The sequence below is a fragment of the Ktedonobacter robiniae genome, from assembly GCF_016587375.1.
In the GTDB taxonomy this organism is placed as follows: Bacteria; Chloroflexota; Ktedonobacteria; order Ktedonobacterales; family Ktedonobacteraceae; genus Ktedonobacter; species Ktedonobacter robiniae.
In genome coordinates this window covers 1,702,934-1,725,291 of record NZ_BNJG01000002.1, presented here as the reverse complement: position 1 = coordinate 1,725,291, position 22,358 = coordinate 1,702,934, and the positions used below count along the sequence as shown (strand labels likewise).

At 53.3% G+C, this 22,358-nt stretch carries 24 protein-coding genes; 16 read left to right on the top strand and 8 right to left on the bottom strand.

The genetic code is table 11. The annotated features are described in order from the left end of the window. Window positions 1-28: 28 nt before the first annotated feature. The 4 genes from JMJ04_RS28235 to JMJ04_RS28220 all read right to left on the bottom strand — a co-directional run bounded on the left by JMJ04_RS28235 (window position 29) and on the right by JMJ04_RS28220 (window position 3,485). Window positions 29-1,597 carry a flavin-containing monooxygenase gene (locus JMJ04_RS28235; RefSeq protein ID WP_201373749.1) on the bottom strand — a complete coding sequence of 523 codons (1,569 nt, stop codon included), beginning with the start codon at window positions 1,595-1,597 and terminating at the stop codon, window positions 29-31. A gap of 71 nt (window positions 1,598-1,668) precedes the next feature. Continuing rightward, on the bottom strand, window positions 1,669-2,097 hold the full coding sequence (locus JMJ04_RS28230) for a nitroreductase family deazaflavin-dependent oxidoreductase (protein WP_201373748.1): 429 nt from the start codon (window positions 2,095-2,097) through the stop codon (window positions 1,669-1,671). A gap of 34 nt (window positions 2,098-2,131) precedes the next feature. Next, the gene (locus tag JMJ04_RS28225) at window positions 2,132-2,758 is read right to left on the bottom strand and encodes a TetR/AcrR family transcriptional regulator (RefSeq protein ID WP_201373747.1); all 627 of its coding nucleotides are present in this window, start codon (window positions 2,756-2,758) and stop codon (window positions 2,132-2,134) included. Window positions 2,759-2,867: 109 nt separating this feature from the next. Next, the gene (locus JMJ04_RS28220; RefSeq protein WP_236038446.1) at window positions 2,868-3,485 is read right to left on the bottom strand and encodes a TetR family transcriptional regulator; all 618 of its coding nucleotides are present in this window, start codon (window positions 3,483-3,485) and stop codon (window positions 2,868-2,870) included. Window positions 3,486-3,813: 328 nt separating this feature from the next. Here JMJ04_RS28220 and JMJ04_RS28215 point away from each other — a divergent pair, with 328 nt between their 5' ends. The 5 genes from JMJ04_RS28215 (at window position 3,814) to JMJ04_RS28195 (ending at window position 9,740) form a co-directional block, all read left to right on the top strand. After that, window positions 3,814-4,746: an aminoglycoside phosphotransferase family protein gene (locus tag JMJ04_RS28215; protein ID WP_201373745.1), complete on the top strand. Its 933-nt coding sequence runs from the start codon at window positions 3,814-3,816 to the stop codon at window positions 4,744-4,746. 423 nt (window positions 4,747-5,169) lie between these two features. Beyond that, a complete protein-coding gene (locus JMJ04_RS28210; protein WP_201373744.1) occupies window positions 5,170-6,120 on the top strand; it encodes a GNAT family N-acetyltransferase in 951 nt (316 codons plus the stop codon). 287 nt (window positions 6,121-6,407) lie between these two features. After that, window positions 6,408-6,977: a dihydrofolate reductase family protein gene (locus tag JMJ04_RS28205; RefSeq protein ID WP_201373743.1), complete on the top strand. Its 570-nt coding sequence runs from the start codon at window positions 6,408-6,410 to the stop codon at window positions 6,975-6,977. An 11-nt stretch (window positions 6,978-6,988) separates the two neighbouring features. Next, window positions 6,989-7,855 carry an LLM class flavin-dependent oxidoreductase gene (locus JMJ04_RS28200; protein WP_201373742.1) on the top strand — a complete coding sequence of 289 codons (867 nt, stop codon included), beginning with the start codon at window positions 6,989-6,991 and terminating at the stop codon, window positions 7,853-7,855. A 637-nt stretch (window positions 7,856-8,492) separates the two neighbouring features. After that, a complete protein-coding gene (locus JMJ04_RS28195) occupies window positions 8,493-9,740 on the top strand; it encodes an outer membrane protein assembly factor BamB family protein (protein ID WP_201373741.1) in 1,248 nt (415 codons plus the stop codon). A 93-nt stretch (window positions 9,741-9,833) separates the two neighbouring features. On the opposite strand, the gene JMJ04_RS28190 is transcribed toward JMJ04_RS28195, so the two are convergent. Beyond that, window positions 9,834-10,472 (bottom strand): NAD(P)-dependent oxidoreductase, encoded by a 639-nt coding sequence (locus tag JMJ04_RS28190; protein ID WP_201373740.1) that lies wholly within the window; start codon window positions 10,470-10,472, stop codon window positions 9,834-9,836. Between the two features lie 46 nt (window positions 10,473-10,518). On the opposite strand from JMJ04_RS28190, the gene JMJ04_RS28185 reads away from it, so the two are divergent. The 3 genes from JMJ04_RS28185 to JMJ04_RS28175 all read left to right on the top strand — a co-directional run bounded on the left by JMJ04_RS28185 (window position 10,519) and on the right by JMJ04_RS28175 (window position 13,999). Next, window positions 10,519-10,728: a response regulator transcription factor gene (locus JMJ04_RS28185; RefSeq protein ID WP_201373739.1), complete on the top strand. Its 210-nt coding sequence runs from the start codon at window positions 10,519-10,521 to the stop codon at window positions 10,726-10,728. Window positions 10,729-11,033: 305 nt separating this feature from the next. Further along, complete coding sequence (locus JMJ04_RS28180) at window positions 11,034-12,173, top strand: epoxide hydrolase family protein (RefSeq protein ID WP_201373738.1); 1,140 nt, start codon at window positions 11,034-11,036, stop codon at window positions 12,171-12,173. 263 nt (window positions 12,174-12,436) lie between these two features. Continuing rightward, complete coding sequence (locus JMJ04_RS28175) at window positions 12,437-13,999, top strand: MDR family MFS transporter (protein ID WP_201373737.1); 1,563 nt, start codon at window positions 12,437-12,439, stop codon at window positions 13,997-13,999. 93 nt (window positions 14,000-14,092) lie between these two features. On the opposite strand, the gene JMJ04_RS28170 is transcribed toward JMJ04_RS28175, so the two are convergent. After that, entirely contained in the window at window positions 14,093-14,509 is a 417-nt protein-coding gene (locus JMJ04_RS28170) for a hypothetical protein (protein WP_201373736.1), read from the bottom strand. Between the two features lie 133 nt (window positions 14,510-14,642). On the opposite strand from JMJ04_RS28170, the gene JMJ04_RS28165 reads away from it, so the two are divergent. After that, window positions 14,643-16,568 carry a serine/threonine-protein kinase gene (locus JMJ04_RS28165; protein ID WP_201373735.1) on the top strand — a complete coding sequence of 642 codons (1,926 nt, stop codon included), beginning with the start codon at window positions 14,643-14,645 and terminating at the stop codon, window positions 16,566-16,568. Between the two features lie 83 nt (window positions 16,569-16,651). Continuing rightward, window positions 16,652-16,984 (top strand): hypothetical protein, encoded by a 333-nt coding sequence (locus tag JMJ04_RS28160; RefSeq protein ID WP_201373734.1) that lies wholly within the window; start codon window positions 16,652-16,654, stop codon window positions 16,982-16,984. Between the two features lie 55 nt (window positions 16,985-17,039). Here JMJ04_RS28160 and JMJ04_RS28155 read toward each other — a convergent pair whose 3' ends face one another. Both JMJ04_RS28155 and JMJ04_RS46925 read right to left on the bottom strand, forming a co-directional pair. Continuing rightward, window positions 17,040-17,327, bottom strand: coding sequence for a COG4705 family protein (locus tag JMJ04_RS28155; protein WP_236038445.1), 288 nt, complete (start codon window positions 17,325-17,327; stop codon window positions 17,040-17,042). A gap of 10 nt (window positions 17,328-17,337) precedes the next feature. Further along, window positions 17,338-17,877 (bottom strand): hypothetical protein, encoded by a 540-nt coding sequence (locus tag JMJ04_RS46925; protein WP_236038444.1) that lies wholly within the window; start codon window positions 17,875-17,877, stop codon window positions 17,338-17,340. A gap of 77 nt (window positions 17,878-17,954) precedes the next feature. Between JMJ04_RS46925 and JMJ04_RS28150 the strand changes: the two genes are divergently transcribed. The 6 genes from JMJ04_RS28150 (at window position 17,955) to JMJ04_RS28125 (ending at window position 22,289) form a co-directional block, all read left to right on the top strand. Next, window positions 17,955-18,323 (top strand): ArsR/SmtB family transcription factor, encoded by a 369-nt coding sequence (locus JMJ04_RS28150; protein ID WP_374226822.1) that lies wholly within the window; start codon window positions 17,955-17,957, stop codon window positions 18,321-18,323. Then, window positions 18,301-18,750: an SRPBCC family protein gene (locus JMJ04_RS28145; protein WP_201373732.1), complete on the top strand. Its 450-nt coding sequence runs from the start codon at window positions 18,301-18,303 to the stop codon at window positions 18,748-18,750. Before JMJ04_RS28150 ends, JMJ04_RS28145 begins: the two co-directional genes overlap by 23 nt. A gap of 208 nt (window positions 18,751-18,958) precedes the next feature. Next, window positions 18,959-19,393: an SRPBCC family protein gene (locus tag JMJ04_RS28140; protein WP_201373731.1), complete on the top strand. Its 435-nt coding sequence runs from the start codon at window positions 18,959-18,961 to the stop codon at window positions 19,391-19,393. A gap of 120 nt (window positions 19,394-19,513) precedes the next feature. Beyond that, window positions 19,514-19,900: a hypothetical protein gene (locus JMJ04_RS28135; protein WP_201373730.1), complete on the top strand. Its 387-nt coding sequence runs from the start codon at window positions 19,514-19,516 to the stop codon at window positions 19,898-19,900. A 291-nt stretch (window positions 19,901-20,191) separates the two neighbouring features. After that, a complete protein-coding gene (locus JMJ04_RS28130; RefSeq protein WP_201373729.1) occupies window positions 20,192-21,766 on the top strand; it encodes an IS1182 family transposase in 1,575 nt (524 codons plus the stop codon). Continuing rightward, on the top strand, window positions 21,714-22,289 hold the full coding sequence (locus tag JMJ04_RS28125) for an Nmad3 family putative nucleotide modification protein (protein ID WP_201373728.1): 576 nt from the start codon (window positions 21,714-21,716) through the stop codon (window positions 22,287-22,289). Before JMJ04_RS28130 ends, JMJ04_RS28125 begins: the two co-directional genes overlap by 53 nt. The last annotated feature ends 69 nt before the right edge of the window (window positions 22,290-22,358 follow it).

The window sequence follows — 22,358 nt, the reverse complement described above, 5'->3', positions numbered from 1 at the left end:
TGCTCATGCATATCATTTACCTAATCTTTCAAGTTGTGAGAGGAATATATTGTGGCAGCAGGTCGTAGTTTTGGCGGTCGAAGCGGCGCGTGCGGCGGCGGAACTCAAAAGTGAAGCCGGGCCAGAGCGTGGTATTGCGCCCCCTGGCATCCAGGTACCAGCTTACACAGCCAGAGGCCCAGACCGTCTTCTGCATCCGCTGCTGCACCTCGTCGTTGTAAGCGGCCTCGACCTCGGACCGGATCTCGACAACCTGCGCCTGCTTGCGCTCCATCGTTTTGAAACAGTCGAGCAGGTAGCTGAGCTGCGACTCGATCATGTAGACCATAGAGTTATGGCCCAGGCCTGTGTTGGGACCAATTAGCAGGAAGAGGTTGGGAAAACCAGGAACAGCCGTACCCATGTAGGCATGTATGCTCTCGCTCCAGGCGTCAGCTAGCGTCTGACCACCGCGCCCACGCACACATTGAGGCAGCCGTGCATCAGTGACATGGAAGCCGGTGCCGCAGATGATGACATCGACCTCGTGCTCCTGGCCGTCCTCAGTGATCACGCTTCGGGTTCGGACCTCGCGAATATGCTCGGTGACAACCTCAACATTGGGTTGAGCGACCGCTGGATAGAAGTCGTCTGAGACCAGGATACGCTTGCAACCCATGGCGTAGTGAGGTGTGAGTTTCGCCCGTAGCTCTGGATCGGCTACCTGCCGCGCCAGGTGCTCGCGGGCAAACTGCATCCCTTTCTCCATCGCCTTCTGATTGTAGACCATGCCCAACGCGGTCAATTCCTGGCGCAGGTAGATGCGAGTGCGTACAAAGCGCTGCGTGAAGGGGAGGAGGCGATACAGACGCTTCTTCTCCTCTGAGATGGGATGATCCAGGCGCGGAACGATCCAGGGCGGTGTGCGCTGAAAGAGGGCCAGGTGCGCGACCTTCGGCTGAATCTGGGGTACAAACTGAATGGCCGAGGCTCCGGTACCAATTACAGCTACGCGCTTGCCTGTAAGGTCCAGGTCGTGGCGCCACTTCGCTGAGTGGAAGATCTCACCCTCAAAGTTCTCAATACCAGAGATATGTGGGAGCGCAGGCTCGCTGAGTGGACCATTGCCGAGAATGAGGATATCGGTAGTAAACTCGCGCTGCGAGGTCGTGATATGCCAGCGTTGCTCATCATCGCTCCACGAAGCGTCGCGAAGCTCGTTGTTCCACCAGATATGCGGCAGAATGCCAAAACGCTGCGCACAGTCGCACAAATACGCCTGAATCTCGCGCTGGGGCGAGTACATATGGCTCCAATTTGGGTTGAGGGCAAAGGAGAAGGAATACAGGTGCGAAGGGATATCGCAGGCACAGCCCGGATAGGTATTGTCGCGCCACGTGCCGCCAATATCCTCCGCCTTCTCCAGCACAACAAAATCTTTGTACCCGCGTTGCTTCAGCCGAATGGCCATGCCTAATCCAGAGAAGCCCGTACCAAGAATACAGATGTGCACATGCCGGACCTCGCCGTCAGCCGACTGGTCCGGGACGTCTGTACGCTGCTGCTCATCGTCAGCATACTTCTTGCGAGCGCCACTGCCCGCGAAAACCTGGAACATACTCGCTGCCTCCAAGCATCAATTGACTGCTCGTCTGATACATCTTGAAGAAGAGTATACCATATCGCTTATTATGATTTTACAACAGGTGCAGGAGCATTTGAAGTACCAGGCATAGAGGCAACCGACTTCATGTAGATAAAATGGTGCAGGCCAGCCCGACGTAAAACCATTTTGAAAAAACCAGGGAAGGCTGTCAGGGCGGTTTCGGTATCAAGCGTCTCCGGGTTCTCAAGCGTGTAGTGCTTTCTATGCCAGAACACAGTACAGCCTCTCGCAGCTTGCACATTGCGGTACCAATCTACCTTTGGACCATAGGTTAAGGCAATCACGAACCCCTCATTTAGCGGCCAGACCATAATCACTATCTCATAAGACTTTCCGCTTCGACGCCCAACATGCCTAAGAAGCGCGAAAGGGCCAAAGGGAAGGATTGCAAGCCCACGCAGGACGCGATTTGTGACATATTTGTTAAATACGCGTATCCGGTCAGGAAACATGATATCCTCCTTGAAAAAGTATCAGGGCTAACTTTTATGGCCTTAATGAACACATGATAACCTCGATGATGGCGTTAGCGTGGTCAGATGACGAGTTCTGCGCCTCCTCGCCAGCCAGCAAACGGTGCATTACGACATAAGTCAGCAGGCCACCAAGTAACGTATACGCCACGGCATCTACATCGATATCCGCGATAATTTCTTGCGCTTTGGCGGCTTCTAGCTGCGCGGTAATAATACTGATACCTCGTTGGGTAACAGTCGAGAAGAACAGCGTGCCAAGCTGGGGGAAACGCGGCATCTCCGTAATAATCATGCGTAGCAGAGGGAGATAGCCGGGCTGACTGATTATAGTCAGTATCTCGTAAGCCAATGTCGCCAGAACCTGGCGTAGTGATGCGAGATCATGAGCAGGTGGGAGAGTTTCAAGCTTCTCAGAGAAACTCGGCATCTCCATCGTCAGGTGACGCAGGACATCCACAAAAAGCGCCTCCTTGTTGGCATAGTGGCGATAGAAGGTCTCCTTTGAGGAGATTCCCGCCTCTGCCAGGATGCCTTCAATACTTGTTCCCTGGTAGCCTTGCTGAAGAAAGAGTTGGTGCGCGGCGGCGCGTAGCCGCTCCCGTGTCTTCTGAGTACGTGTGTTCTGTCTCTGCTCCATTATCGCTCTCCCTGTAATCGTAACGTACAGTACGTTACGATTATGCCACAAAGAGCCGTGAAAATCAAGGGCATATAAGGGCCTATACGGATACTAGTGATCTTTTCGTCTAGGCATGGTGGGGAAGCGACGAGAAGGCGTCCAGGTACCCATGAAGCAAGGAAACCAGATCTCCCCGCGCTTCTTGCTCCAGCCACTCCTCAAGAGCCACACGTAACGCTGTCATGTAGATGGCTACCAGGAAGCGAATCTCATGGCGGTTTGGGGCAGATTCCAGGCGGGAGCAAAGCGCGTCACAGAGGGCTGGCTCTGTTTCCATCAGGGCATAGAGATAGACAGAGGCGATCGAGGGGGTCTGCACAGCCACCTGATAGCGGAGCAGAAAACTGGCCCGCTGCTGCTGATACCGGCTGGCCAGGTACTCAAAGGTCGCTCTGAGTGCTGCGTGCGGTGACTCCGTTGGCGCAGTGTGCTGCAGAAAGCGGAGACCATCACTCAGGGCCGCGTGCATTGGCCCAAAGAGCACCTCCTCTTTAGACGCAAAATAGCGAAAAAAGGTGCGCGGTGACATCATCACCGCCTCAGCAATGTCCTGGATGGAGGTGCGCTCGTACCCCTGTTGCTGGAAGAGTCGGAGCGCCGCCTCCTCAATGGTAGCCTGAGCCAGACGTTTCTTGCGTTCTCGCAAACTCATCTGCTGCGATTCGTCATGTAGTGAGGATGCCATGCCATTCATTTCTATTTTTCTCTTATTGACTTTTGCTGTTCAGTGACATTACAATTCAAAATAGACACATATGACAACTGGAGACAGTATACACGTTGTGTTGATTTCTTGAAATGACGATTTTTGAAGGATGGGGCTTCAGTTTTTTTTGAGAAGCTCAAAGCGAACCTCAGTATGTGTGATTTGCCAGTGATTTTGTCCTCTAGGTATGCTATATGGTTCATATGACGTAGGCACGCCTCGCTTCCACATGGTTCTCTCCGACAAAAAAGCTCCTGCTCTTCTCAGCCGGATGCATGCGATGCACTAGATACAAGGAGTCCTTTTGATGTTTGCCCTGCCTGAAGATTTTCTCCAATTTATGCGCGATGTGTACGGCACAGAGGCGGCCAATGCCTGGTTTCAACGCCTCCCATCTTTTTTGGAGGAATGCGAGGAGCGCTGGCAACTGAAGCTCTTGCCCCCGTTTGAGAATCTCTCTTTTCACTACGTGGCGCCGGCTGTACGTGCAGATGGCACACCAGTTATCTTGAAGACGTGCGAGTTTTCCGATGAGTTTGCACATGGGCTGGCCGCGTTGCGCCTCTTCAATGGGCGAGGCATTGCTCGTCTCCTGGAGTCTGATGAGGAACAAAAGGTAATGGTGCTGGAGCGTTTGCAACCGGGAACCATGCTTGCGTCACTGGTGCCGGAGCAGGATGAGCAAGCCACATCCATTCTGGCCGGGGTCATGCGTCAACTCTGGCGACCAGCACCCACAGAGCATACCTTTCCGACGGTTGAACAATTGGGGCAAGGATTGACGCAGCTCCGCGCACGCTATGCTGGTGGATATGGTCCGTTTCCGCCGCGCCTGGTTGATGAGGCGATGGATCTTTTCGTGACGTTAAGTGCTTCGGCTCCCCAGACCATGTTGCTACATGGCGATCTCCAGCACCATAATATCTTGCGTTCGGGTGATGCATGGCTGGCTATCGATCCCAAGGGCGTGGTTGGTGATCCTGGGTATGAAGTGGGAGCCTCGTTCTATAACCCCATGCCTCGCATCCTTGAGGTGCCCAACCTGGAGCAGATGCTGGCCCGGCGCGTCGCTCAACTGAGCGAGGAATTGGGCATGGAACGGGCACGCATACGTGGCTGGGGCCTGGCACAATGCGTGCTCAACGCGTGGTGGTGCGTAGTAGTGAATGATCGGTTGAGCATGAACCCACCGCGCGGAATACTCAGATGCGCGGAAATCCTTTCTCGTCTCAAAGTTTGATGCTCAGCGCCGTTGGACGGGATATGCATCACCAGCGAGGACAAATAGACTGTCAAATCATAGTATGGTATTATTCATCTATGTGCTTCGATTTTCCAGAACACATAGAGGCCTGAAAACTTTTTGATAGCAAAGGAGGGCATTGACAGACATATGGCTAAGGCGAAAGATCACCACCACTATGCACCCAACGCTTGCATAGTCGCCCAGGGCCTCACTATGTCCTTTTTCAGGTTGATCATCTCCTAATTTACATAGTTGACTAATTTTGTCCGTGGGCGTCCCTCTCCACTACACGCTCGCGGCTTTTTTGTTATCCGCCAGATCGACTCTTACCTCTCACGGCAAAGCCTGCTCGCGCCGGGTGAAGACACGCCCTCAAAGCTACTCTAGAGTAGCAAACCTATAGAATGGAGTTTCTTTATGTCCAGTATCCTCCTTCCCCCAGGCTTTGTGACACGCCCGGCAACACTTCAGGATGCCGAGGCTATCGCGGCCATGAACGTTGAAGTCGAACTCGCACTGCTGGGCGTAAGCGAGAGCGCAGCCGTTGATGTGCTGGAGTTCTGGCAGGACCGTGATGTCAACTTAGAGAGCGACACGCTGGCAGTGACGGCGCCCACAGGCGAATTCGTTGGTTATACCAGTGTGGCCCGAACGAGACGCGGGATTATGCTCGACGCCAATACAGCCATACGCCTCTCCTATCAGCAGCAACCTATCGGCGCCTATCTACTACAATTCGCTGAGGAGCGCGCATGCACCTTGCTCGACGCTTACCCGGAGACGCCTCGCACCTTCTACACGTGGAGTTTTACCCGCGATATGTCTCACCTACTCACGCAAGCGGGCCTCAAGGTCGAATCCAGCGATTACCGTATGCGTATCCTCTTTGAAGAGCCGCCTATGGCCCCCCGTCCTATCGAAGGCGTTATCATTCGCCCCTTCATTCCAGGTCAGGAGGAGCGAGCCATTTATAATGTCGTTGCTGAGACCTTTCCCGATATCGATGGCGAGCCATATCGCCTCTATGCGGACTGGTACGAGGGTATGTTTGAGAAGAACTCCAGCGCCGACCCATCTATGTTCTATGTAGCTATCGCCGATGGAGAAGTGGTTGGCGTCACGCTCTGCCGCATCTATCCCCAGGAACATAGTGGACATCTCTCGCAGGTCGGAGTACGCCGTCCCTGGCGCAAACGAGGCATCGCCCTCGCCCTGCTCTCTACGGCCTTTAATGAGTACTACCGTCGCGGCGTCCGCGAGGTCCTGCTCGACATGGACTCCACCAACCAGACGGGAGCCTGGAACCTCTACCATCGCGCCGGTTTGCACGTTCGCTCCCAGGTCGACTTCATGACAAAGAGCATATAGAACCAGATTGCATTGTAGGGTCTCCTACATTTTCTCAGGGGGAAGAGTGTGGTGCTCATTGGCAGCCAGTGGCTGCCAATGAGCACCACACCTCATACCAAAGTTGTCATTTCTCTCCAAGGCAAACAGCAAGACAACTCGAAAGACTCTCCTGGGAGCCAGAATACACGCATGGTAGAGACGTGCAAAACAGAGCAAGATGAGAGAAGTTTCTTTTGATCTCTGGTGGTAGGCTGATCATACTTGTAATTTGCAAGCAAAACGTTCTCATACAAGAGGAGAATAGGATGAGAAAACTCATTGTCAGCGCATGGATGACGCTTGATGGTTTCGTTGCTGGCCCAAACGACGAGATGGAGTGGCTTCTAGTAGATGAGGCCATGAACAACTATGAGAGCAATCTCATGCGTACGGCTGATACCCTATTTCTAGGGCGGGCAACTTACCAGGGTTTTGCAGGACATTGGCCAAAGGTAGCTCAAGACCCCACTGCCGTAAAAGAGGAAGTTGCCTATGCCCATCAAGTGAACGCGATGCACAAGATCGTTTTTTCCAAGACGCTCAAGCATGTTGAATGGATCAATTCGCGACTGGTAGAGACGCTTCGTCCAGAAGAAATCAGAGACATGAAACAAGAGCCTGGACGTGACATGGTGATCTATGGGAGCCTGAGTATTGTGCGAACTCTTATGCAGTTTGGCTTGATTGATGAATATCAACTTTTAGTCCATCCGGTTGTTTTAGGCAGCGGCAAGCCTCTATGGCCTGATGTGAAAGAGAAGATGACACTCAAATGCATCCAAACCCAGCTGTTCCCTTCAGGTGTCGTTCTCCTTTCCTACCAACCGGTCAAGTAAAGGAGTCTTCTATGTACTCTGGTCTCGTGGTCCCAACTATAGGGAAATATAGTGATGCGCGGTTACTTGCTGAGCTGGCCCACGCTGCAGAAGAGGCAGGATGGGACGGTTTCTTTCTGCCAGATACCTTGCACTTTGGCAGTTACTCAGGTACCGAAGCTGGTCTGACCTGTGATCCTTGGATTGCCTTGGCTGCGATTGCCATGCGAACCAAACGGATCAAAATTGGCCTTCTGGTGACCGCTGTCCCACGTCGTCGACCCTGGAAAATGGCTCGGGAAACCGTGACGCTGGATCATCTCTCTCAAGGGCGCCTCATCCTGGGTGTGGGTATTGGTGCTGTCTACGATAGAGGCTTCGATGCCTTTGGAGAGGAAACCGATGTGAAGAAGCGTAGCAAGATGCTCGATGAAGGTTTAGCAATCTTGCAGGGCTTGTGGAGTGGGAAACCATTCAGCTACAGTGGCCAGTACTACCGCGTCCAAGAGATTACGTTTGTTCCCCCACCACTTCAGGCTCCCAGGATCCCAATCTGGGTGGCAGGAATTTGGCCCAGAACAGGGCCGATGGCGAGGGCTGCGAGGTTCGATGGAGTCTATCCCGTCACCCTGACGGCTTCTGGAATCCCAACACAACTCACTCCTACAGATATAAGCCAGATCAAACATTGGATGAATGAACGTCGTACCCAAAGTTCACACTTCGATATTGTGGCCAATGGACCGATCTTTGATGCTGTTCACAATATCCAAGCTCGGGCAACGCTCAGGGCCTACGCCGAGGCCGGGGCGACCTGGTGCCTGCAGGGCATCCAGGTTGAGCAGGAGATTGATGCGGCACAGGTATTGATTCAACGAGGTCTCCCATCCCTGCAATAACCCTCTTCTTTCTCCTCTAGCGTGGGCCTGGCAATCGTTCTGCATGTCTATCAATGCGCAAGCATTTGAGGGAAGGCAGCAGCCTCGGCTAGTGGGCGAAACTCGCCAAAAGGAAACTGGCTCTACCCAGCGTCGGAGCCTCAGCCAGTTTTCTTTTCCCTCATCTGTTTCTTGCAAGAAACCAACGGTCTTGGCACAAACAGATGAGCTTTTTCTCAGGAGTCCTTATCTTCCTTTTCTGAGCAAAAAGAACGAGGTGTTTAACGATCAGGGATCAATCGGATTTGGTATCATCCCCAGGCGAGCACCACGGGTCCGAGAGATCAAGCCAACAATCTACTTATTGAGTTGGCTATATATTGAGAACAAATAGGTCATATGCCCCATCTATCTTTATCACTTTTCCCCTACACTAAGGACAGACAACTTGTATAAAACTTTTCTTACTTACAGGAGTGACGTCATTATGTCCTGTCATACGTTCGTATCTTCGAAAACAAACAGGCATCCAATTGTTCTCAGCAGTTTGTTGTTACTGGTTCTTTGTTTCTTCTTCGCGGGCTGTGGCTCGAAACCAACATTACAGGAGCAAACTTCCAATCAGAAGATACCAGACAAAACATCAGGAGATTGTATCATGGCACCTCCGCCTTCTTCCCAACCGGGGACTATTCAGTATGCTGTGAGCTGGGATGCGAATCCACAAGAGGCGGATAACAACCAGGGCATATCCAGGCTCCATGTCACCGCCTTTGACACCAGCACCGGGCATATACGCTGGAAACGCGAACCACTCAAAGTGAAAGATATGTATCAATCGAGCGAGCAAAGAATTGTGGATGGAGTACTCTACATCGCTAGCAGCAGCCAGCACAGTGCCCTTCTCCTGGCGCTCGATATCCGGGACGGCCATTTGCTCTGGCAGCGCGAAACCGAGGAAACAGGCTTCAATACTATGCAGTTCTGCAAGGGAACGATCTATCAGAGTACAGAAACGACCGTTCAGGCCCTGCAAATAAGCAATGGACAGGTACGCTGGAGCTATAAGAGTCCAGCTTTTCTCTCCGGGCTTGTCACGACGAGCACGGCGGTATACATTGTCGAAACAGAAATAAACGCGCAGAGCCAGAATGGCCAGCGCAGGTTCGCCACGGCGCTTGATACCGCTCAAGGCAAGGTTCTCTGGCGGAAAGCCTACACGACCGCGAACGATAGCAATACCTTCAAGCTCATAGCCACCAGAGAGGCCGTTCTGGCTATCAACCAGGTTGCTTCTAACCCCTCCACGAGCAGTCCTATCACCAGCGTGCAGGCCTTGCAGCCCGAGACCGGGAAAAGCATCTGGACGCTTCCCATATCAATGTTCAACCAACCGTCATCCGTCACGGCGCTTGGTGATACACTGTATCTCAATGGGCAGAATCAGCTTTACAATCCCAAAGCCCATCCCGCCTCAGAGTCACACCAGGACATGCTCTTAATGGCGCTCGATGCACACACAGGTAAGCTACGCTGGCAACGCGAGCACAACTATGAGCAATTTACCTTTCTCTCAGAGCAAGAGTTATATGCCTACAAAGGCTATCGAGGAGATGGCAGCACAACCCAAAAGACTCTCTGCGCCCTTGACACCGCCACAGGCAAGGATCGCTGGTGCATTGACAGCTTACAGCCCAGCCTGTTTAGCCTGAGTGCCAATAAAGACACGCTTATCGTCGTGGATACGCTACAGCCCTCGCCCCTCTCCCTTCAACAGAACCTCTACGCCATAAACAAGCGTAATGGAAAGATTCTCTGGCATCAACCCTGGCAGAGCAGCGCCCCATCGCTGGTCACCCTGACCCTTTGCACCGTTGCTTCCGACCAGAACACAAATCGTTTTTAGTCTAAGCCTCCTGAAATAGCCGTGTACGCCAGTAGTTGGCTCGCTACTAGCGTACACGGCTATTTCAGTCTATGCAAGGCATGGACCCTGCGTTTAATACGCAACGGTAAAGCGCTGGCGGCTGAAACGTGGCTTCTCGACTTCGTCGATGATGGCGATGGCGAAGTCCTCGGCAGAGATACGGCTCTCGCCTTTGTCATTGGTTACAAGCTGATCTTTGCCAGTGCGGTACTTCCCGGTGCGCTGTCCAGGCTCGATGAGGGCTGCCGGGCTGATATTCGTCCAGTCCAGGTCTTTCTCGCCAAGGTACATATCGAGCGCATCGCGATGCGCACGCGCAATCCCTTGCAAGGCGGCGGGAAACTCGGGCGTATCCATCAATTGCACGCTCGGGGCGACCTCCAGGCTGCCCGCGCCACCTACGGCGATCAGGCGATGCACGCCCGCACGCTTGACGCCATCGATCAGTGTCCGCGTCATCTCGACAAAGGACTCGGGCGGCACGCCATGCGCGGGACCCAGCGCGCTGACTACGACATCATGACCCGCCGCCACCTTCGCGACACTCTCAGGATCGCTGGCGTCCCCCTGAGCAACCGATAAATTTTGTAGACACTCAGTGAAGCTCGACGGATTGCGCACGATAGCTGTAACCTGATGCCCGCGCTCCGTCGCCTCACGGGCGATACGCTGGCCAATCATACCATTGGCCCCAAATAGAGCAATTTTCATTGTATACTACCTTTCTGAAATTGCAAAAAGCTTACAATTTCATTGTATGTGTAGCCAAATCAGTATAAGAGTACAGGGACAGGAGCAACGCGTACTACGCCTGCTAGTTGCTGGACAGAAGTATAACGAAATAGCGCAGGCATTGATTGTCTCCCACAACACGATCAAAACTCAGGTCAGCAACATTTATCACAAGCTTGGTGTGAACCGCCGCGCCGAGGCCATCGCGTTGGCCCGGCTGCTGCTCTTGCTTTAAAGCTCTCCCCATCTGGCCAGCATCTTTGGGGAGATACTGGATATCCCCATCTATCAGCACCAATCACCCTACTCAATCATACATCTGGGTGATGTTCCCCTACTTGCAAACCTCTATACTTTGTTTCAAGCAACGCATCACACTCCCAGCAAAGGAGAAACGCGTATGCACGTACAGATCTGTGTAAAAGCCAATCGTAGGACAAAAACACCAGAAACGAGGGCCGATTGTGCCCTCCTTCGAGGTTATACTCTCTTTGTAAGCAGAGATGAAGCAAGAGGCATTCAAAAAGGAGCGAAGAACGCATGAGCATGCAACCATTCAAAATCGCCATTTCCCAGGCTACCCTTGATGACCTGCGCGAGCGCTTAGCCCGCACACGCTGGCTCAGTACTGCCACAGAAGCCTCCTGGGCTTATGGCATCAGCCTTGAATATATGAAAGAACTCGCCAACTACTGGCTGCATGAATACGATTGGCGCAAGCACGAGGCGGCCCTGAATAGCTTTGCGCAATTCAAAACCGATGTTGATGGCGTGGGCATCCACTTCATCCACGAGCGCGGCAAGGGACCAAACCCGACGCCGCTCCTACTGCTCCATGGCTTTCCCGACTCATTCTATCGCTATCACAAGGTCATTGAGCGGCTAACCGATCCCGCAAAGTTCGGCGGCGATCCCAACGCCTCCTTTGATGTGATCGTGCCATCTATCCCAGGCACAGGCTTTTCGGATCGCGTTACGGTGGACGACGATACCAATGCCGATCTCTTCGCGAAGCTGATGACCCAGGTGCTCGGCTATGAAAAATTTGTCTCGGCAGGCGGCGATCACGGAGCCATCATCACCCAGGCCCTGGCGCGCAAGTATCCTGAGCTGCTCATCGGTATTCACCTGACCGATGTGGGCTACCCTGATCAGAATACCGATTTCTCAATGCTTACGCCCGCCGAAATGGAGATGGCTCAATGGGTCCAGAAGTGGTTTATGGAAGAGGGTATCGGCGTAAACATGATCATGGCCACCAAGCCGCAAACCCTGGCTTATGGCCTCAACGATTCACCTCTCGGCCTGGCCGCCTGGCTGATCGGCTATGGCAGCAGTGGCGAGAAAGGCAAGGATGAGTTCAAAACACGCTTTAGCGCCGATGAACTGCTAACCAATGTCACAATCTACTGGATCACTGAGACCATCAACACGGCGGCAGGAGCCTATTATGCCAATGCACACGTCGCCAGTGGAGGCAATCTCGGTAAGAGTACAGTAGTTCCAGCCGCAGTGGCTCATTGCCCCTATGATCCGCCACTGCCTCGCGAGTGGGCGGCGCGCCAGGTCAATCTGGTCCATTTTACCGATTTTCCTCGCGGCGGTCACTTCATGGCCTGGGAAGAGCCTGAACTCTACGTCGCGGACCTTCAGAGTTTTGTGCGCCAGATCTTGAAATAGTCCAGGCTAGCCTGGACCCTATACATTGTTAGATGTACCGTTTGTAGGGGCCGTGCTAGCTTGGACTCTCTCGCCAAGGGATCAATCGATCCTGGGAGGGAGAGCCCAAGCTAGCCTGACCCTACAATTACAATTTGTTGGATTGCGTTCAGAGAAATCTTCAAAACGCTGACCCCTCAGCCTGACAAATCACGTGATTAGGGCTTCTTTTTAGAATATAGATAAACAATAACATTGACATAGTATGAAAGAGAAAATATTCGATGAGTACTGCATCCATGACTGACACGACATCCAGCCAGGTCCGCCTGCGAGGTTTCGCGCTGGCTAGCGTGCTGATCGCGCTGATGCTCTCTCTCTTCCTGGAGGCTCTGGACCAGACGGTTGTAGGGACCGCCATGCCGCGCATCATCGCCGAGCTGCATGGGTTAGATCGCTACACCTGGGTTGTGACCGCCTATGTGCTGACCACGATGAGCATGGTGCCAATTGTAGGCAAGCTCTCCGACCAGTTTGGCCGCAAGTGGTTTCTGCTTGGTGGGACCGTCCTCTTTCTCATAGGCTCACTCCTGGCTGGGGCCTCACAGACGATGAATCAATTGATCTTCTTCCGCGCGCTCCAAGGAATGGGCGCGGGCATTGGCATGGCTCTGGTCGCGACCGTGGTTGGCGATCTCTTTCCACCAGCCGAGCGGGCTAAATGGTCAAGCCTCTTTGGCATCGTGTATGGTGTCTCCAATCTCTTTGGTCCAACGCTTGGCGGCTGGCTTACTGAGCATGGGCCACTCATGGGAAACTTTGTGACGACAAGCAGCCGCTGGCGCTGGGTTTTCTATATCAACCTGCCTATAGGCTTAATCGCAGTCATAGCGCTACTCTTCTTCTTGCCAGCCCATCTCTCGGTCCGCACCAGTGAGAAAACGGGCCTGGCGGCGATACGGCATATCGATTTCCTGGGCGCGGTTCTCTCTACAGTCGCGACCATCTGCCTGATGCTGGGACTGACCTGGGGCAGTTCACAAATGTATGCCTGGAACTCACCTCAGGTCCTTGGCTTGATGGGGATTGGCGTAGTCCTCTTTCTCCTGTTTGCCCTGGTTGAGCGCAGGGCCGCCGAACCCATCCTGCCCCTAGACCTGTTCCGCAATCAGGTCTGGAGCTGCGCCGCGCTTCTGACCATGCTCCAGATGATGGTGTTGATAGGCCTCTCACTCTACCTACCCCTCTACTTGCAGGGCGTGCTCTCCGTCTCGCCCACCATCAGTGGGCTGGTAATGACGCCCCTCTCTATAAGCATGGTGGTTGGCGCGATGCTAGCGGGTCCCATCATCGGCGCGCTCAAGCGTTACCAGCTTGTTACCATCGTCGGCGCGCTGCTGATGGGAATTGGTACCTTCTTCTTCACGCTGATGACGCCCTCAACCAGCCTGTGGCAGGCCATCGGATTCATGATCCTGGCGGGTATTGGCACAGGAACGTTCTTCTCCCTCACAGCGGTCTCGCAGAACGTTCTGCCAGCCAGTAGCCTGGGCGTTGGCACAGCGGCAAACAGATACCTGGGGCAACTGGGCGCGACGCTGGGTATCGCCATTGTGGGAACCGTAGTCAATAGCTCCGCCTCCAGTGATATGATGCGCAGCCTTCCGAGTACCGAGGCCGGTAAGCTCTCCCTCGCCACCGCCCTCCAACACGGCTTCGTAGCTGTGCTAACCTTCACGATTATCGCGCTGCTCGTGACTTTCTTCCTCAAAGATGTGCCCTTCGTTACCGGCTCGCCAGATCAGGCAACGGAGCAATCAGAGGAAACTCCTGTCCCCAGTGCATAAGTAGAATATTGCGCCTGGCACGACGCTACTAAAGTACACGTCTACATATTACGGGTAATATGTAGACGTGTACTTTAGTAGCGTCGTGCCCTCTCACTTCTCCGCGGTAGCGTTCAACACGCGTTCAATCAGCGAAGCTATCATGCGTCCATACCCATCATCCTGTAAGAAGTGCGCGGCTCCCTGTGCTCTGGTTGCATACACACGAGCCTGTTCGCGATCACCGAGGCGCAGGCAAACCTCTCCCAGGTTCGCGTAAAGCGAGGGGAAAAATCCCTGCACGCTTTCGTCTCCTACGGCCTCAGCAGCCTTCAGGGCGCGCTGGTGCCATAGCAACTGCTCTCCTGGTTCAGTGCAGGCATGGGCCATAAAGTGAGCAACAACGCATGCCTGGTACAGATCCTCAGTACGCAATGCCTCATTCCACATCTCAAGATAAAGTCGCTGCGCACCTTCTTGGTCCCCATTCAGTACCTGACTCTGGGCATGATCAATTTTTTCGAGCATCATGTCTTCCTTCTTTATTACTACCTATTTTCACTTTTTTACCTTTTAACCGTTGCGTAAATACCTGTTATTTGGTAAAGTAAAAAGAGGGTATTTGGATAGTTATATTTATTTTAAGGGCCGCCAGGGATAAGAGATGCCACTCGACGGATTACAGATACATAATTACCGTTTGCTTCGAATGGTGGGAAGTGGGGGCATGGGAGAGATCTATCTCGCGGACGACATACGCCTCGCGCGCCAGGTCGCGGTTAAGGTCGTTCATACAGAAGAAGATGAGGATGAGGGCAGCGAGACAAGCAGCAAGGCGTTGCGCCTCTTTCAGCGTGAGGCGCGAACAATTTCGATGCTTGATCATCCTCATATTTTACCCCTCTTTGACTATGGAGAGACCACGCTGAACACCGCCCAGCTAACCTATCTCGTGATGCCGTATCATGCCGAAGGCTCACTCGATATCTGGCTGCGCAAGCGCCGCCGCGCGACGCTGCTGCCCCCTCAGATGGTTGCACAGATCGTGCGCCAGGCCGCGGACGCCCTTCAGTATGCCCATGACCATCATGTCATCCACCAGGACGTGAAGTCATCGAACTTCCTGGTCAGTAATAGTCATGTGCAACCTGACGTCCCTCACCTCCTGCTCTCGGACTTTGGCCTGGCTCGCCTGCGCCTGGGCAACTCCAATTCAAGTAAGCATGCACGTGGCACACCAAATTACATGGCCCCCGAACAGTGGCGAGGGGAGGCCGTCCCCGCCAGTGATCAATATTCCCTGGCAATTATGACCTATAAGCTGCTCACGGGACAATATCCCTTTCAAGGTGATGCCGTTAGCATTCTTTACCAGCATATCCAGGCCACACCGCCCGATGCCAGCCAGCTTAATTCACAGGTCTCTCCCGGGGCAAGCGCTGTTATTCAGCGCGGTCTGGCGAAGAAGCCCGAGGAGCGTTATCCGAATATTGCCGCCTTCGCTCAAGCCTTTCAGCAGGCCATCGATGGTCCAACAGAATCAGCCGAACTGGTGCTTGAGCACTCTACCTCAGAGTTCAGTGTTGAATTGCCCAGTCAGCTTTTCCGCACCCAGTTTCACTCCGCTTCACAGGGCGCCTCATTCCATATCGCAAACACTCCCCAGACGCCCTCAAGCGCATATGGTACACCATCATCACCCATGACAGAAGTTGATTGGCCAGAACCCTCGCGCCATACAAGCGAGCCTACTGGCCCCGGCGGCGCACCGGAAGCTCCCTTACCACTACCAGGCAAGATTCAACTGAAACAGGCATCTAGCAAACTCGAACAACCCGGCTCAGCCTCTATATTCAAGCCAGCCCATAAAAAAGACGATGAGCAAGAACCCTCTCTCCCCACCTGGAACACAGGCAACAATAATAAAGAACGGAAAGGGAGGCGCAGGCGGCTTCTCCTGGCCGTGGTCATTCTCCTGATCCTGCTTGTCCTTCTGAGCACCTTCGTACTAAACACGGTCCTCAATGGGCATGCCTCGACACTTGTGCCTGGCATCGCTCTAGACACTCAGACACCAATCGCGACAGCCAGTCCGGCTACTAGCAATACGCCTGGAGGCGTTCGACCAAGTCCAACACACTCTGGGGTTACAGGAGCGACCACTCCTGTCTCAAAAGCTGGGGCGACCAGTACAGCCACATCGCTCACACCCACCCCAACCGGGACGGCTACAACCAATCCCTTCCAGGTACAGGGAATCGATATCGCATTCGATCCCCCTACCATCTCGACCTCCTGTGGCGGCATCGCCACCGTCACCTATATCGCAACAGTTACTGTCAGCGACAACAGCCCTGGCGGCGAGGTCAACGTCAAATACTCATCCGATAACGGAGCGAGCTATAGCACCATCACGCTCACCTTCGCCACGGGTGAAACCAGCCAGAGCTTTAGCTTTAGTCGCCAGCTAACCATCTCGCTCAACCTGCTCAACCTTATAAAGCTCGACGTTGAACACACTGGCATCGTCACCACCACCAGCCCAAATGTCATGACAAAGAGCGCCGCCCCCTCAGAGGGCTGCCATTAAATTCTTTTATATCTATGCAAAAGGTGATATACTTCTTTTTAAGAAAAACGTGGACAAAATAGAGCATAAAAACGGTTACATCTATGATGAGGGATTTTCATCAATTTGTGGCTTTTCTGCTGGGCCTGAGTGTTGGAGCGCTCCCCCTGGTGGACTTCCTCCTGCTCATGGGCTTTATTCGCTTTGTCTTTCCCCGCCGCCTACACGACCTCTCAAGGCTCCTCTACGACTGGATTCTCCCCCTGATTACCTGCATTCTTGCCGCGGGCATCTTGCTCTGGGGCATGTTCTATGCCTACTCTGGCTCGCTGGGACGCATTACCTTTAGCTTTGGCATCTTCCTGGCGCTACTCCTCTCAACCCTCCCGGCCCCCCTGCTCTTCATCTACTGGAGCCAACACCGCTACCAAGAATAATTAATGTGATGTATGTTGTATTGCGAGCTTAGCTCGCAATACAACATACATCACATTAATTATTCTTGACATCCTTGCGCGTGATTGTCACATAAGCGACAAAGGCAATAATCAAGATTGTCAGAGCAAGGCTGACCCAGCCTGTACCCAGGCCCGCTCCACCGGCACTTGGCTCCTTTCCTGCCCAGTCCGCAAATGAGGCACCAAGCGGCCTGGTCAGAATATAGGCGAGCCAGAAGGCGACGATTTCGTTCAGGCCAAGTAGCCAATAAGCCAGGGCTGGCAGAGCAATCAATACGATGAACAGCACGCCCGAGGCAAAATACCCCAAATGGGCGGTCATCGCGGTCAGATCACCTACGGCGGTACGACAGAGGTTCCCAGTTGGTATATGACAGTTTTCCCTCTATATTATGCTCTCGCATAAATACGAGGTCAGAGTGAGAACAGTTTACCATCCAACGCGGAAAAGTCTCTTTCTTCCGGTGTTCATTCTTCTCACCTTCATTCCTGAAGATACGTCTTGCCATCTGAAGGATGCTATCCCAGGTTTTATTTGGTAGCAATGCCATAAGTTCCATCCTAGGCATAGAGAGATAATGATCTCTTATAATCTTTTTTTCTTCATCCCTCCATTCCTTGTTACCTCCTACTCTGCGGTGATAGAACATTTCTTCGCGTCCCCATTCTTCGTGGAGCCAGAGGACTTGAACTCGTAGCCAGTGAGTTGACATGCTATCAATGGCCACCTCTTTAATAAGAAAGTTAATGAGAGTTCGTCTCTTCCCAAAATCGTACTCAGCCCATAATGCCTCTAGAGAACCGGTCAAGTAATCAAGATCCGGAGTGCTCCGTGACAGGGCAAGTATCCCGTCCAGCACCAGGCGTAACATCCACACTTCCCGATCTATACAACCGACGTGGAACGTGACCCTTGACACTGCTTCACCACCTTTGTATACTTAACGATATGGTTAACGATTCGCCAGAGCAACTCAATACCGTCTTTTTTGCCCTCGCAGATCCCACACGCCGGGCCATCTTAGAACGCCTGGCCCACGGTGAGGCTTCGGGAACGGAACTAGCACGGCCTTTCTCTATCTCTGTGCCAGCCATTTCCAAGCATTTACGCGTGCTGGAACACGCGGAGCTGATTTTGCATCGCAAGGAGGGGCGCACGCACCTGTTTCGCCTCGCTGCTCGTCCCCTGAAAGAGGCCGCCACCTGGCTTGAACATTACCGGCAGTTTTGGGAAACCCAATTCGATGCATTGGATACCTACCTGCACATGACATCAGAAGAGGAGCACGACCCCGATGATCCCTCCCGCATCTCCTAACGACACCACTCTCGTCCTGCGACGGACATTTCTCGCCGAACGCGCACGTGTGTTCCGCGCTTGGATCACACCAAAGGCGTTGGAGTCCTGGTTGAGACCCAGGGGCATGAGCATGACGGTGCGTTCGCTCGACGCGCGTGCTGGTGGGTCCTTCTGTTTCGATTTAGAGAACGGCGGTTCCATCGCTGGCACCTACCTGCATATCATTCCCCCCGAAAAACTGGTCTTTACCTGGTCAGGCGGAGCGATACCGCAGAGAGAAACTGTGGTCACTCTGGAATTTTTCGACCAGGGTCCGGTGACCGAAGTTGTGCTGACCCACGAACGGCTGAACACTCCAGAATTACGCGCGCTGATTGGAGGTGGCTGGCCCTCCATGCTCGATGCGCTGGCCTCGGTACTCTCCTCCCCCCATCTCGACCTGTAACGCGCTGCCCCGACTTCACAGCGCGAGATCCAGGCAGAGCAGAAAATCTGGAGGCAAGCCCCCCTTGACAGCATTCCCTTTTTTCAACTATACTTAACCCACCAGTTAAGTATAGTTGCATAACACATACAACCTTTCATTTTATCTCAATACTTAATCTATAGGTTAAGTATTGTCATATACCGGCATTCAAGGAAAGGGAACAACGATGACAGCTATCGTCGAGGAAATTACGATAGAAGCCGCCCCGCAGCGCGTCTGGGACGCTATAACTCAGCAGGACGAAATCATTCAATGGTGGGCTGACAAGGCACGACTCAAACCAGAGGTAGGCTCGCTGGCGGAATTTCGCTTCAGGCCCCCTGCTGGTGTTCTTCAGTTTGAGGTGGCCGGACTGGAGCAGGACAAAAAAGTGCATTGGATTTCCAGACAAGGCCCTCCACCATGGGCAGGGACCAGCGTTACCTGGCAACTCACGCCAGTCCACAACGGAACCACATTGGTCTTCACGCATGAGGGGTTCACTCAAGTAGATGGGGGCTATGAACAGACACGCAGAAATTGGAAATACTTTCTGGACAGCCTGAAATCTTACCTGGAGACGGGGCAAGGCACCCCTGGGCTTCCTCCCTCTGTCTCGTAAGGCGATGGTTTCGTGATGAACGATGTCCTGTTCCTGTGCTTTTCAGAGGATTTGCCTGCGAGAGAGTGTTTTTTGAGACCATTTCAATGCAACAGTTACTTCCACGTTAAGGAGATACAGATGACCAGCGTATCGTTGGGCGCGAACTCAAAGATGGTTGTTCTCGCTTCAGAGCGGGAAAACATTCAGCGTTTCTATCGTGATGTTTTAGGATGCAAAGTGGACAGAAAGCCGCAGGCGGATCTTATCTGGCTTCGTCCTGATTTCTACCTGGGAGTGGTGTACGAAAATTCCGCCTCAAGTGTGTCAGATATGCTGAAATCACTCTGGTTAGAGCTTCGGACAGACCGCCCAGAAGAACTGAAACAGCAAATTCTCAACTTTGGCCTCAAGGAAATCGAGTATCAGGATAAGGCGCATTTTTATTTTCAGGCTCCAGGTGGGCAAGTGTTTCGTTTGGCAAACACGGCCGAAGACATGAATCTCTACCGCCCCCATCTTGAATGAGCCTTGACGAATTCAACCAGAACTATCGCTGGAGTAATCGGCGTGGCTGGCTTGGCCAGTTATCCTACGCAGATGGCTCCGACGCCATGGGAGGTCAAGTGTCAATCGCGCCCTGCTGCTGGCGAAATCTGGAGGACGTTCCTGTTCCCGAACGGTCCTCCCAGAGGTTCTGAGAGAACACATCTCAAGAATACTTCTGCCATGCATGACCAGCAGCAGGGCGCGATTGACACGTTTCCCCAAGGGAAAGTTTTCCGTTCAGCATACAAAAGCAGAGCGAAGGAGTACCACATGCGTCCTTCATCCTGGCAACCTCCGATTAAGCCATCATCTGTTGAGCAAAACATCATCATACACATCAAACGAGCGAAATTATTTGTCTTTCTCCGTCATCACCGCCATGAGCTCTTTGATGACGCGTTTCAAGAAGAATTGGCGGCGCTCTATGCGCCGAGCCTCCGTGGACAACCTCCCGTTCCGCCTGCGCGATTAGCCCTGGCTACCATTCTGCAAGCGTACACGGGCGTCTCGGATGATGAGGTCATTGAGGCGACGCTGATGGATCGGCGCTGGCAATTGGTGCTGGATTGTCTGGATACCGAGCAAGCGCCGTTCAGCAAAGGGACACTGGTAGCTTTTCGCAAGCGCCTGATTGAGGCCCAGAAGGATCGGCGGCTGATCGAACGAACCATCGGGTTGGCCAGCCAAATCCAGGAGTTCGGAGCACGAGCCTTACGCGCGGCCCTCGATAGCAGCCCGCTATGGGGAGCAGGCCGAGTCGAAGATACGTACAATCTCATCGGGCACGCGCTCAAAAATATTCTGGGGGTAGTGGCCAAACAACAAGGAAGAGAATTGGTCGAAATAGGGCACGAGGCAGGAGCAGACGTGGTCTGTGGAACGAGCTTGAAAGCGACGCTTGACCGGGATTGGGATCAGTCAGGGCAGCTGGAAGAAGCGCTGAACCTGGTTTTGAAGGTGCTGCAGACGGTGGGAACATGGGTACAGACCTTGCAACAGGATGAGGTGGAACTAGCCGAGCCGTCGCTAGAAATCGCTCGTCAAGTGAAAGAGCAAGACGTGCAGATCGACGAGAATGGGAAAGCACGTTTGATCAAAGGTGTGGCAAAAGATCGGCGCATCAGCGTCGAAGACGCCGAGATGCGTCATGGTCGCAAAAGTCGATGTGTGCGTGTCGATGGATACAAGCGACATGTGCTCCACGATTTAGATACTGGCCTTATCCGTGCGGTCGGGGTCACTCCTGCCAATGTTCCTGAAGCCAGCGTGACCGAAGCTATCAGCACAGATTTGGCTCGACAAGCTATTTGTTTGAAGGAACTGCATATCGACCGAGCCTATTTGAGTAGCCATCTCGTCCGTGAGCGCAGCCACGAGCTGGAAGTCTATTGCAAAGCCTGGCCCGTGCGCCAAGGCAAACGCTTCTCGAAGCAGGCATTTCTCCTGGACTGGGATCGGCAGATCATCCGTTGTCCAGCAGAACAAGAGATGCCCTTTGTGCCTGGCGGCGTGGTACATTTTCCCAAGGATACCTGTGCTCGGTGCCCGTTGAAAACGCAATGCACGACCAGTGCCAAAGGGCGCAGTGTGAGTATTCATCCTGACGAAGCGTTGCTTCTCGAGTTACGAGAGCGCCAACTGGCGCCAGAAGGACGGGCCAAACTCCGTGAACGGGTCGCCGTTGAACATACCCTGGCCCATGTTGGTCGGTGGCAAGGACGACGTGCCCGCTATCGCGGGCTGCGCAAAAACCTCTTCGATCTGCGTCGGTACGCGGTCGTCCACAATTTGCATGTCCTGGCTCGTTCCCAGTCCCTTCAAGTTGATTTTCAGGAGGCCGCGTGATTACTCGACCGGTTCTCTAGTAACGTATGCTTCGGGAAAGTATAGGTATGTCAGTACTGCTCCCGACCTCCATGTTATCTTTGGGTGGCTTCAGATTGAGCAACACCTCGCCTCCAACGATTTCGCAACCATTCCTCTCTGGGCCCGTGATCACCCTCACTGCAAAGCTGACACATATCGCAACCTTGATTTCATGTATCTTTCTCCCAACCGCCTGCACATACCAGGAGTTGAGATTGAGAAGGCTGGCGCTGGCTGGTTTCCCCACTTCATGCCCGAACTATGCCTGACTGCGCCCAACCAAACAAGAAGTGTGTGGCAGTTGCCAGCCTGGTTTGCTCCCGGAACATCGACGGTGGGGTTTAGTTATCACCGCGATCTCGCTCGCTGGAAACGGGATGGATGCTCGATTTTTTTACGTACGGTCGGACGCGGTCAGGAATTCGTGTTGGATACAGAGGCGTATCCAGAAGCTCTCCAGTGGCTTTGTCAACTCCTTCGCATGAACCTCACTATTCCATAGACGCCACTATCTTCTTCTCTATGCCTCTCAATCACTGCTGTATACACGCACACTGAGACTAGGAGAGTG